At 63.9% G+C, this 11,836-nt stretch carries 12 protein-coding genes; 2 read left to right on the top strand and 10 right to left on the bottom strand.

All coding sequences use genetic code 11. The annotated features are described in order from the left end of the window. From DYI24_RS11910 to coxB, 7 genes are all read right to left on the bottom strand, one after another. Nucleotides 1-379: DUF983 domain-containing protein (locus tag DYI24_RS11910; protein WP_164572430.1), on the bottom strand; the 379-nt coding region annotated here is incomplete at its 3' end. A 164-nt stretch (nucleotides 380-543) separates the two neighbouring features. Continuing rightward, on the bottom strand, nucleotides 544-1,398 hold the full coding sequence (locus tag DYI24_RS11905) for a cytochrome c oxidase subunit 3 (protein WP_164572429.1): 855 nt from the start codon (nucleotides 1,396-1,398) through the stop codon (nucleotides 544-546). Between the two features lie 71 nt (nucleotides 1,399-1,469). Beyond that, nucleotides 1,470-2,096 carry a cytochrome c oxidase assembly protein gene (locus DYI24_RS11900; protein WP_107343005.1) on the bottom strand — a complete coding sequence of 209 codons (627 nt, stop codon included), beginning with the start codon at nucleotides 2,094-2,096 and terminating at the stop codon, nucleotides 1,470-1,472. Between the two features lie 14 nt (nucleotides 2,097-2,110). Further along, a complete protein-coding gene (locus DYI24_RS11895; protein ID WP_012494516.1) occupies nucleotides 2,111-2,278 on the bottom strand; it encodes a cytochrome c oxidase system small membrane protein in 168 nt (55 codons plus the stop codon). A gap of 11 nt (nucleotides 2,279-2,289) precedes the next feature. Continuing rightward, the gene (locus tag DYI24_RS11890; RefSeq protein WP_164572428.1) at nucleotides 2,290-3,228 is read right to left on the bottom strand and encodes a heme o synthase; all 939 of its coding nucleotides are present in this window, start codon (nucleotides 3,226-3,228) and stop codon (nucleotides 2,290-2,292) included. A gap of 72 nt (nucleotides 3,229-3,300) precedes the next feature. Continuing rightward, the gene (ctaD, locus tag DYI24_RS11885) at nucleotides 3,301-4,926 is read right to left on the bottom strand and encodes a cytochrome c oxidase subunit I (protein WP_107343003.1); all 1,626 of its coding nucleotides are present in this window, start codon (nucleotides 4,924-4,926) and stop codon (nucleotides 3,301-3,303) included. Between the two features lie 66 nt (nucleotides 4,927-4,992). Continuing rightward, the gene (gene coxB, locus DYI24_RS11880; RefSeq protein WP_107343002.1) at nucleotides 4,993-5,850 is read right to left on the bottom strand and encodes a cytochrome c oxidase subunit II; all 858 of its coding nucleotides are present in this window, start codon (nucleotides 5,848-5,850) and stop codon (nucleotides 4,993-4,995) included. 410 nt (nucleotides 5,851-6,260) lie between these two features. Here coxB and DYI24_RS11875 point away from each other — a divergent pair, with 410 nt between their 5' ends. Then, nucleotides 6,261-6,809: an invasion associated locus B family protein gene (locus DYI24_RS11875; RefSeq protein WP_164572427.1), complete on the top strand. Its 549-nt coding sequence runs from the start codon at nucleotides 6,261-6,263 to the stop codon at nucleotides 6,807-6,809. Nucleotides 6,810-7,051: 242 nt separating this feature from the next. Here DYI24_RS11875 and DYI24_RS11870 read toward each other — a convergent pair whose 3' ends face one another. The 3 genes from DYI24_RS11870 to fxsT form a co-directional block, all read right to left on the bottom strand. Next, complete coding sequence (locus DYI24_RS11870) at nucleotides 7,052-7,477, bottom strand: organic hydroperoxide resistance protein (protein ID WP_164572426.1); 426 nt, start codon at nucleotides 7,475-7,477, stop codon at nucleotides 7,052-7,054. A 121-nt stretch (nucleotides 7,478-7,598) separates the two neighbouring features. Then, nucleotides 7,599-8,069, bottom strand: coding sequence for a MarR family winged helix-turn-helix transcriptional regulator (locus tag DYI24_RS11865; protein ID WP_164572425.1), 471 nt, complete (start codon nucleotides 8,067-8,069; stop codon nucleotides 7,599-7,601). Nucleotides 8,070-8,174: 105 nt separating this feature from the next. After that, nucleotides 8,175-11,021, bottom strand: a complete 2,847-nt coding sequence (gene fxsT, locus DYI24_RS11860; RefSeq protein ID WP_164572424.1) for an FxSxx-COOH system tetratricopeptide repeat protein — start codon at nucleotides 11,019-11,021, stop codon at nucleotides 8,175-8,177. Between the two features lie 135 nt (nucleotides 11,022-11,156). Between fxsT and DYI24_RS11855 the strand changes: the two genes are divergently transcribed. Beyond that, on the top strand, nucleotides 11,157-11,836 hold a 680-nt coding region (locus tag DYI24_RS11855), incomplete at its 3' end, for a PmbA/TldA family metallopeptidase (RefSeq protein ID WP_283810853.1).

The raw sequence follows: 11,836 nt of genomic DNA, 5'->3' as shown, positions 1-11,836 counted from the left end.
CGGCGAGGCGGCCCTCCTGCGCCTTGTGGTGGAATTGCAGGGCGATCAACAGCGCTTTGATCGAGCGCAGCGGCACCAGCGTCGTGATCACCACCAGCGGCAACCAGAGCGCTGCGTGCAGCCAGAACGGCGGCTGATACTTCACCTCGACGATCAACGCGCACAGCACCACGATGGCGCCGCCGATCAGGATGGTGAAAACCGCCGCGCCGTCACCGACATCGGTGAAGCCGAAGTCGAGACCACAGACCTCACAGCGCGGCGCCAGCGTCAGAAAGCCCGCATACAGCCGCCCCTCCCCGCAACGCGGGCACCGGCACGCAAGGCCGCGGAGCGCGCTCTGCAGGACGGAGGGAGCGTGGCCAACCTGCTCCGTCATTGCGAGCCGAAGGCGAAGCAATCCAGGGTCCGGTGCATCCGGCTCCTGGATTGCTTCGTCGCTCCGCTCCTCGCAATGACCGTTTGGTGATGGCGCATGATCGTTCAGCCTTGAAAACAGGGAGGGCCGCCGCTCGGGCCGCCCTCCTCTGATATCGGGCCGCCTTAGCCGCCGTGCGCCATCGCCGAGGCGCCGTGGCCCCAGACGTAGATGCAGACGAACAGGAACAGCCAGACCACATCGACGAAATGCCAGTACCAGGCGGCAAATTCGAAGCCGAGATGTTGCTTCGGCGTGAAGTGACCGGCGTAGGCGCGGATCAGGCACACCAGCAAAAAGATGGTGCCGACCAGCACGTGGAAGCCATGGAAGCCGGTCGCCATGAAGAAGGTCGCACCATAGACATTGCCGGCGAACGAGAAGGTGGCGTGACTGTATTCGTAGGCCTGCACGCAGGAGAACGTCGCGCCGAGCAGGATGGTGCAGATCAGCCCCTGCTTCAGACCCTTGCGATCGTTGTGCAGCAGCGCGTGGTGGGCCCAGGTCACCGTTGTGCCTGACGTCAGCAGGATCAGCGTATTGAGCAGCGGCAGGTGCCACGGATCGAAGGTCTCGATGCCCTTCGGCGGCCACACCCCGCCGAAGAGGGCCTCGCGGGTGGCGTGGACCGGATCGGCAGGAAACAGCGCCGCGTTGAAGTAGGCCCAGAACCAGGCGACGAAGAACATCACCTCGGAGGCGATGAACAGGATCATGCCGTAGCGGTGGCTGAGCTGCACGACGCGGGTGTGATCGTGCTGATACTGCGCCTCGCGGATCACGTCGCTCCACCAGCTCGCCATGGTGTAGAGCACGCCGATCACGCCGACGCCGAACACGATCGGGGCGCCCTGATACAAATGGTGCATCCAGGACACTGCGCCGAACGCCATGATGAACGCGGACACCGACCCGACGAACGGCCAGGGGCTCGGATCGACGAGATGATAGTCGTGGTGCTTGACGTGCGCCGTGGCCATTGTCGCTCTCCGTTTCGATCCCTCCGGGATGGTGATGCGTGTCCCGGTCGTTTTTGTTGCTGCGTTTCCTGTCAGAGATTGCCCTTGCGCGGTGCCGGTTCGCTCGAAGCCACCGGCTTCGGCGCCGGATCGCGCACCGGGTAGTAGGTGTAGGACAAGGTGATGGTCTTGACGGTGTCGTTCTCCGAATCTGCGGCGAACGCCGGATCGATGTAGAACACCACTGGCATGTCGCGGCTCTCGCCGGCCGCCAGCGTCTGCTCGGTGAAGCAGAAGCAGTTGATCTTGGTGAAGTAGGAACCGACCGTCAGCGGCGTGACGTTATAGGCCGCTTGCCCGACCGTGTCGGATCGTGACAGATTGGTGATGCGGTAGTACACCGTCACCACCTTGCCGATCGGCACCTCGATGTCGCGCTGCTCCGGCTCGAACTTCCACGGCAGCCCGTTGACGTTGGAATCGAAGCTGACCGTGACGGTGCGGTCGAGCGGCGCCGAACTCGGCGCGGCACGCGCCACCTGCGTGGTGCCGTTGAAGCCGGTCGTACGGCAGAACCAGTTATAGAACGGTACCGCCGCGAACGACGCCCCGACCATCAGGGCGACCACCAGACCGCACGCCGCCGCCACCGCCGTATCGCGCCCGAGGCCGCGGCGCGGCGCCGGCTGCTGCGGAGCTTGCGGAAGCGGTGGCGACATCGGCGGCACCTTTCTCACATCGGCCGGTGCAGCACCGCCGGTCCCTTGACCAGCGTCACGGCGAAGAACAGCACCACCAGCACGCCGAGCGCCACTGCGATCGCAATCGAGCGTTCACGCTGGCGCTTCTTCTGCGCATCGGTGAGGACGATACCGGGCGGCGTCTTATGAGCTGGCTCCATCGCGCCCTCCATCAGCCGATCAACCGCAGCACGGCCGCGGCGATGACCTCGACCAGGAGGATCGCAAACAGCGCGAACAGATACAGGATCGAGAACTTGAACAGATTGCGGGTCGCCCGCAGCGCAGCGCTGCCGGAGCGATGGCGATACACCCGTACCGCCAGCACCAGCATCCAGCCGCCGAGCGCCAGCGACGCCACGCCGTAGATCGCATCGAAGTAACCGAGCGGCCATGGCGCCGCCGCCACCGCGACCAGCGCGACGGTGTAGAGCAGGATCTGCAGCCGGGTATGATCGGGGCCGGCTACGACCGGCAGCATCGGCACGCCGGCGCGGGCGTAGTCGTCGTTCCGAAACAGTGCCAGCGCCCAGAAATGCGGCGGCGTCCAGAAGAAGATGATCAAGAACAGCAGGATCGGTTCGACCGCCAGCGATCCGGTCACCGAGGCCCACGCCACCACCGGCGGCAGCGCACCGGCGGCGCCGCCGATCACGATGTTCTGCGCGGTCCAGCGCTTCAGCCACATCGTGTAGATCACGACGTAGAAGAAGATCGTAAAGGCGAGCAGCGCGGCGGCGATCCAATTGACCAGGATGCCCAGCGTGACCACCGAGAAGAACGCCAGCGTCATGCCGAAGGTCAGCGCCTCCGGCCGCGTCACCCGACCGCGCGGGATCGGCCGGTTGGCGGTACGCGTCATCTTGGCGTCGATGTCGTCCTCGTACCACATGTTCAGCGCGCCGGCAGCGCCGCCGCCGACCGCGATGCAGATGATCGCGGTGATCGCCAGCACCGGATGGAAGCTGCCCGGCGCCATCAACAGCCCGACCAGGGCGGTGAACACCACCAGCGACATCACCCGCGGCTTCAGCAGGGCAATGTAGTCGGCGACGCCGGCTTCGGAGATCCGGGGCGCAAGCGGGATCGGATTGACGTCGATGACCGACACGGGCTCACCTCTTCTTTCGAGCTGCATCCGCTGCCGCAACGGTGGCGGCGGATGCAGGTTCCAACACCGGCCTCAGCGCACCTGCGGCAGCACCTCGAACTGATGGAAGGGCGGCGGGGACGACAGCGTCCACTCCAGCGTGGTGGCGCCGGCACCCCACGGATTGTCGGCCGCACGCTCCTTACGGATGAAGGCGAGCGCCATTCCGTACAGGAAGACCAGCACGGCGAAGCCGGAGATATAGGAGCCGATCGACGACACCAGATTCCAGCCGGCGAATGCATCCGGGTAATCGACGTAGCGCCGCGGCATTCCCGACAGACCGAGGAAGTGCTGCGGAAAGAACACCATGTTGACGCCGATGAAGGTGAGCCAGAAGTGCAGCTTGCCGACGGTCTCGTTGTACATGTAGCCGGTCATCTTCGGGAACCAGTAGTACCAGCCCGCGAAGATCGCGAAGACGGCGCCGAGCGACAGCACGTAATGGAAGTGCGCGACGACGTAGTAGGTGTCCTGCAGCACCCGATCGACGCCGGCATTGGCCAACACCACGCCGGTGACGCCGCCAACGGTGAACAGGAAGATGAAGCCCACCGCCCACAGCATCGGCGTCTTGAACTCGATCGACCCGCCCCACATCGTGGCGATCCAGGAGAACACCTTCACGCCGGTCGGCACCGCGATCACCATGGTGGCGGCGACGAAATAGGCCTGCGTCGTGCTCGACATGCCGACCGTGTACATGTGGTGCGCCCACACCACGAAGCCGATCACGCCGATCGCCACCATTGCGTAGGCCATGCCGAGATAGCCGAACACCGGCTTCTTGGAGAAGGTCGAGACGATCTGGCTGATCATGCCGAAGCCCGGCAGGATCAGGATGTACACTTCGGGGTGGCCGAAGAACCAGAACAGATGCTGGAACAGCAGCGGATCGCCGCCGCCTTCGGCCGAGAAGAAGGTGGTGCCGAAGTTGCGATCGGTCAGCAGCATGGTGATGGCGCCCGCGAGCACCGGCAGCGACAGCAGCAGCAGAAACGCGGTGATCAGCACCGACCACACGAACAGCGGCATCTTGTGCAGGGTCATGCCCGGTGCGCGCATGTTGAAGATGGTGGTGATGAAGTTGATCGCGCCGAGGATCGACGATGCACCGGCCAGATGCAGAGCCAGGATCGCGAAGTCGACGGCTGGCCCGGGGTGCCCGATGGTCGATAGCGGCGCATACATCGTCCAGCCGGCGCCGACGCCGTTCGAAGACGGCTCGCCCTCGACGAAGGTCGAGATGATCAGCAGCGCGAACGCGGCCGGCAGCAGCCAGAACGAGATGTTGTTCATCCGCGGGAACGCCATGTCCGGCGCGCCGATCATCAGCGGCACGAACCAGTTGCCGAAGCCGCCGATCATCGCCGGCATCACCATGAAGAAGATCATGATCAGGCCGTGCGACGTGACGAACACGTTGTAGGTGTGGGTATTATGGAAGATCTGAATGCCGGGGAACATCAGCTCGACCCGGATCGCGATCGACATCGCCGCACCGATGATGCCCGCGATCACGGCGAACACCAGATACATTGTCCCGATGTCTTTGTGGTTGGTCGAGTACAGATAGCGTCGCCATCCGGTCGGATGCGCATGCGCGTGATCGTCGTGCGCGTGTTCGGAATGAGCGACCCTTGCAGCTTCCATTGCCATCTTCAGATCCTGACTTGAAAACCTCAGACCTTGCGGTCTCCGTTCGACGTCTTGCGATCCCGCCGCTTAGCGCGTGGCGGAAGCGGCCGAGGCGTAGGAATCGTCACGCATGCGCGAGGCGACCTGCTGCTTTTTCTTCCAGGCTTCGTACTCCTGTTCATTCACCACACGGACGACGATCGGCATGAAGGCGTGGTCGCGGCCGCACAGTTCCGAGCATTGGCCGTAGAAACGGCCTTCCTTTGTGGCCTTGAACCAGGCTTCGTTGAGACGGCCGGGGACGGCGTCGATCTTCACGCCGAACGACGGGATCGCCCAGGAGTGGATCACGTCGGCCGCGGTCGTCTGAATCCGCACCACCTTGTCGACCGGCACCACCATCTCGTTGTCGACGCCGAGCAGGCGCGGCGGGACCGGATTCATCTTGGCCCGCTCTTCATCGGTCAGCATGATCGAGGTGAACTCGATTTTGTCGTCGGGATAGGTGTAGGTCCAGTTCCACTGATTGCCGGTGGCCTTCACGGTTAGGTCCGGCTTCGGAATGTCGAGTTCGAGAAACAAGAGGCGGAACGACGGCACCGCGACCGCGACCAGAATCAGCACCGGCACGATCGTCCAGGCGACTTCGATCAGCGTGTTGTGAGTCGTCTTCGACGGGACCGGGTTGGCCTTGGCGTTGAACTTCACCACCACGATCACCAGCAGCGCCAGAACGAACAGCGTGATCAGAGTGATCAGCCACAGCATGAAGCCGTGAAACCAGACGATGTTCTGCATCACCGGAGAGGCGGGTTGTTGCAGGGTAACTTCCCACGGGGCCGGCTGCCCCATCTCGGCGAATGCGGTCCCGCCGACCGCCGCCGCACAGCAGGCGATCGCGAGTCCCAGCGACCACCGCCCCAAACGCCCCTTCGACACCTTCATGCCGCTGCGCTCCCTATGACTTGTCACAGCGAGCCCGCCGTATCGGCGTGACCGGCCGTGCAGTTTTATTGCGCTCGGCACAAAAGCGTAGCCTAAGTGCGAACGCTTCTTATTCTACTTTTCAAATCACAATTCTCGGGACGTCGCAATGCAGGAGTGAGGGTTCGCGCGTGCAAACAACCCAGGCCTGCTCATCGGTTAAGAATTTTGTCCGGTGCCGCTGACACAGCGTGTCAGTCTTGTGAGGCCGGCTTGACAGATGTGCCCCTCGCTGTAGGCAAAGCACCCGGATGTCACGGAAGCCTGATTCGCTGGCGCGCGCGCTGCCTTCATGGCGCCGTCATTGCCGGTCAGTCGGAACCCGCCGCCGACCATCCCGTTCAACCGTCACCACCTCGGAAACACCTCTGATGGGCTTCGCCAGACTTTCGCCAATCCTTGCCTCGAGCCGCCGCGCTGCGTCCGGGGCCATGCTGGCGGTCGGGTTGATCGCGCTGGGGGCGCTGGCCGGCAGCAGCACGGCTCCGGCCCAGGGCGCGGTGCGGTCGGTGCATGGTGACTGGCAGATCCGCTGCGACACCCCGCCCGGCGCCAAGGCCGAGCAGTGCGCGCTGATTCAGAGCGTGGTGGCGGAGGATCGCTCCAACGCCGGCCTCACCGTCATCATCCTCAAGACCGCCGATCAGAAGAGCAAGCTGATGCGCGTGGTGGCGCCGCTCGGCGTGCTGCTGCCGTCGGGTCTCGGCCTCAAGCTGGACAACGCCGACATCGGCCGCGCCGGCTTCGTCCGCTGCCTGCCGAACGGCTGCGTCGCCGAGGTGGTGATGGACGACAAGCTGCTCGCCCAGCTGCGCAGCGCCAAGACCGCGACCTTCATCATCTTCGAGACGCCGGAAGAAGGCATCGGCTTCCCGCTCAGCCTCAACGGCCTCGGCGAAGGCTACGACAAGCTGCCGTAGGCCGGCACGGGACTCTAACGTCCGCGGCCGCCGTTCCTCAGTCGATAGTCGCCTCGCATCACGCGGCGCCGGCTATGATGCACTGTGTTTCCGCCCAATAGCCGTCATGGCCGGGCCCGACCCGGCCATCCACGGACACACGCACGGCCTCGCTTGAAATCGTGGATGCCCGGGTCAAGCCCGGGCATGACGATCTTTGTGGCGAGACGCTATTGAAACCGTCACGCGTGATCGACGCGGCCTCACACCAGCGTCAACGTCACGTCGATGTTGCCGCGGGTGGCGTTGGAATACGGGCAGACGATGTGGGCGCGGTCGACCAGCGTCTGGGCCTGCTCGCGATCCATGCCCGGCAGGCTGATCTTCAGCTCCACTTCGATGCCGAAGCCGGTCGGGATCGGACCGATGCCGACCGTGCCGGTGACACTGACGTCCTTCGGGATCGGCAGCTTGTCACGGCCGGCGACGAACTTCATCGCGCCGAGGAAGCAGGCCGAATAGCCGACGGCGAACAGCTGCTCCGGATTGGTGCCGGCGCCGCCTCCGCCGCCGAGCTCCTTCGGCGTCGTGAGCGCGACATCGAGATGGCCATCGCTGCTGACGCCGCGTCCATCGCGGCCCCCGGTGGCGGTCGCAGTGGCACGGTAGAGAACCTTTTCGACTGACATGGTGGTGTTCCTTTCGAGGGGTGGTGGTTCAAACAGGGTTGGGTTCGACTATCTCGCGCACATTAATATCGCGCGCGATTTAATTGGCGATGAAACGCGGCGGTCCGGAGGCGGCACTCCATCAGGCAGCCTGAAACAGATTGGCGCGGAGCTTGGTCAGCTTGTTGCGCAGCTCCACGATCTCGTCGAGCGAGCCGCCCATCGCGGCGCCGAGGCAGTCCGGCACATGCTTGAGCTGCAGGCGAAGTGACCGCCCCTCGTCCGTCAGGCTGACGATCACCTGCCGCTCGTCTTCGGCCGAACGGCGCCGGCTAACCAGCCCGCGCGCCTCGAGCCGCTTCAACAGCGGAGTCAGCGTCGTCGTCTCGAGATAGAGCTGCTCGCAGATTTCAGACACGTTGATCTGGTCCCTCTCCCACAGCACCAGCATGACGAGATATTGCGGATAGGTCAGGTCGAACTCGCGCAGCAGGCCGCGATACACCTTGTTGACCCCGAGCAGCGTCGAATACAGCGCAAAGCACAGCTGGTTCTCCAGCTTCTGCTTGTCGCCGCCGCGCGGCAGACGGGTCGATGGGGACGATGGTTTCATGGACGGAGATTTATATCGCGCGCGATATAATGTCAAGCGAGGCCCTGCTGGGCTCATGCGACAACGCCCGTCAAAACGCGCTGGGCGCGAATGAGGCTGGTTCGGCTAGCCGAGTTCGGCAAGCACGGCGGCTAAATTGTCCGCGACGATCTTGGTGGTTGGATGCCCGGGACCCAGCACCTTCTCGCAGATCGCCAGCGCACGCTCGACATACGGCTTCGCCCCGGCAAGATCGCCCTGCGCCTGCAACAGAAAGCCGAGATTGTTCAGGCTCGTCGCCGTCTCCGGATGATCGGGGCCGAGCGCCTTTTCGCGGATCGCCAACGCCCGCTCAAAATATGGCTTCGCCCCTGCAAGATCGCCCTGCGAGTCCAACAGAGCTGCGAGATTGTTCAGGCTCCTCGCCGTGTCCGGATGATCGGGGCCGAGCGCCTCCTCGACGATCGCCAGCGCCCGCTCGTAAACCGGCTTCGCCCCCACAAGATCGCCCTGCGCACGCAGCAGATAACCGAGATTATTCAGGCTCCTCGCCGTGTCCGGATGATCGGGGCCGAGCGCCTTCTCATTGATCGCCAGCGCCCGCTCGTAATAGGACTTCGCCCCCGCGAGATCGCCCTGCGAGTCCAATAGAACTGCGAGATTGTTCAGGCTCGTCGCCGTGTCTGGATGATCGGGACCGAACGCCTTCTCATTGATCGCCAGCGCCCGCTCAAAATACGGTTTCGCCCCCGCAAGATCGCCCAGTGCCTGCAACAGAGCGCCGAGATTGTTCAGGCTCAACGCCGTGTCCGGATGATCGGGACCGAACGCCTTCTCATTGATCGCCAGCGCCCGCTCGTAATAGGACTTCGCCCCCGCGAGATCGCCGAGTGCCTGCAACAGAGCGCCGAGATTGTTCAGGCTCAACGCCGTGTCCGGATGATCGGGGCCGAACGCCTTTTCGCGGATCGCCAGCGCCCGCTCGTAATACGGCTTCGCCCCCGCAAGATCGCCCTGCGCTTGCAACAGATAGCCTAGATTGTTCAGGCTCAAAGCTGTGACCCGATGCTCGGGGCCGAGCAGGACCTCGTTGAGAGACAAACCGCGTTCCAAAAGGGGGCGAGCGGCGGCGTAGGCAGCGAGACACCCTACTCTATATAGTCCCAATTGATTGAGCAGATAGCTAGCGGCTCTCTGGGAGCCTTCGAGCATTGCAGGATCGACATCCGCGAGGGCGAGCGCAATCGCGTCCAGCCGCCTCACACGCGGCCAAACCATGGGTTGGCTGTCAGAATCATGCGGGTAGAGCGCAGCCATCGCTTCAACCAGGCGCCTTTGAAAGTCTTCCGCCACATCTTCGTCCGCTCGGACTATCGCAACCTCGCGAACCAATCGATGCAACCGAATGCAATCCGTCTCGATTGTCGGATCACGTTCATCAGAAATGGCTTCGCGATCGATCAATGCGAAAGCGCGTAGTGCGGCGACAGCTTCGTCGAGCCCATCACCTTCAATTACCGAAGCGAACGATTCACCAAACGCCTCGCGCGCTTCCGAGAACAGGAACAGCGGGATCGGCTCCGGCGCCAGCAACGCGGCACAGGTGATCAAGGGTTCGGCGGCCGGATGCAGCTTTGCTGCCTCGTCGATCGCGAGCGCGAATGTTTTCGCGACCGTGAGCCGATCGTGATAGTCTGTCGGCGCGTCCTTGTCGGCGTCCAGCAGCTTGGCCGGAGCCTGAGTGAAACGCTTCAGGTACTCGGAAAACGATATGCCGGTTCGCTCGCAATAGGCGGCCGCCTGCTCGTGCGCCAATGGCAATCCCCCCAACGCGTCCGACAGCGTCAGAGCGGCCTGACGGTCGCCGGACCGTCCAACTCGCGCCGTCAGGAAATCCGCGCCGACCTCCTCGGGCCAGACCTCGATCTCGACGGGCTCAGCAACGCTACCCCAGTTCGGTGCATTCGAGGTGACGATCAGCCTGGCCTCGCCGGCCCGCTGAACATAGGTACGGATCGCGTTCGCATCGATCGCGTTGTCGTAGATCAGCAGCAGACCCTGCCCGTCGTCGCGCAGCCGCTGCATCACGATCGCGAGCGCGGGCTCCTCCTTCTCGTCGGCGACTACCCAGCCGAGCTGCACGCCGAGACCGACTAGATCGGCGCGCATCGTCGATTCGGTCGCGGCCCTGATCCACCACGTCGCGCGACAGGCGTCGCGGTGCCGTTCGGCGTAGGCCGCCGCCAACACCGTCTTGCCGACCCCGCGCAGCCCGTGCAGAGCGGTGATAGCGACGCAACCGTTGTTGCTCGACAAGGCCGCGTCGATTGCTTTGAGGTCTTGATCGCGGCCGAGGAAGTGCAGCGGGACGGTGATCGGAATATTGGAAATCATCTGAGACTTAGGTGGGTCGGCAGGCGGCCTCGCAGCTTGAGCAGCGGTCGGTGGTTCGAGGTCCCGCGTTAGCTGACCGACGGCCGTCGCAGCCTGAGCAATGAAGTCCTGAAGATCATTGAAGACGGCATAGACCCGCTCGACCTCGCTGCCTTCCTGCATCCGTTTGGCGCGCTCGCGAAACGCATTGAGTTTCTTGAGCCTCTCAGGGTCGGCTTCAACGTCGGCACGTTTGACTGCATGATCCTCGCCCATGATGAACAGTAGAATTGGCCGGCCCAGCCGCATCGCCTCGTTGAATTCAAGTTCGGTGATCGACAGCCGGTCCGGATTCCGGGCCGGACAATACGGGGTCTGTCCATATTTGTGGCCAATCACGCCGATATAGGCGGCCGAGTCGCGGACCATCTTCAGCGAGGCGTCGATCACGTCGGCGTCCGCGCGGGGACCGCTGGTCTCCATCACATTGGGGCGGAAACCGAGTCGCCCGATCGCTTCGATGACCTTGGCCCGGTGCTGTTCGAGATCGGTGAAGGTGCTCGACACCATGATCCCGCGATATGATTTCGGCTCGTGCAACGTCGCGATCCCCCAACCGCTCGACCAGTCCCCCGCCGCACGAATCCGCGATCCTCTCGCAATTCGAGGGGGCACGATTATATTGCCATTGGCTCCGTCCGTTGTAACCCGGTCACTCTCAACTGAAAGTCGCACATGACCAACCCAGCCCAGACCTCGCTCATCGACCGCGCCAATCTCGATCGCGACGAGGTGAGGCGCGAGATTGCGCGGGGGCTGCAGGGGGCGGACGATGGCGAATTGTTTCTCGAATACAGCCAGACCGAGGCGCTCGCCTTCGACAACGGCCGGCTGAAGCAGGCGACCTACGACACCGCACAGGGCTTCGGTTTACGCGCCGTTAAGGACGATGCGGTCGGCTATGCGCATTCCTCCGACGTGTCGCTGCCGGCGCTGATCCGAGCGGCGGATGCGGTCGCTGCGGTGCGCGGCGATTACAGCGGCAGCCTGTCGGTGGCGCCGCCGCACACCAATGTGCAGCTGTATGGTGACGACAACCCGCTCGACGCGCCGGGCTTCGAGGCAAAGGTCAAGCTGCTCGGCGAGATCGACGCCTATATCCGCGACAAGGACCCGCGGGTGCGGCAAGTGTCGGTGTCGGTCGGCGCCACCTGGCAGGTGGTCGAAATCCTGCGCCCCGACGGCGAGAGCTACCGCGACATCCGCCCGCTCGTGCGCGTCAACGTCTCGGTGGTCGCCGGCCAGGGCGACCGTCAGGAGAGCGGCAGCAAGGGTTATGGCGGCCGCGAGCCTTATGCGCGGTTCATCGAGACCAAGGCGTGGCGCGACGCCGCCGATGGCGCGCTGCGCGAAGC

This window comes from Rhodopseudomonas sp. BR0C11 (assembly GCF_010820945.1).
Lineage (GTDB): Bacteria > Pseudomonadota > Alphaproteobacteria > Rhizobiales > Xanthobacteraceae > Rhodopseudomonas > Rhodopseudomonas palustris_H.
The sequence above is the reverse complement of the archived record's forward strand: the minus strand, read 5'-3'. Positions and strand labels throughout refer to the sequence as shown.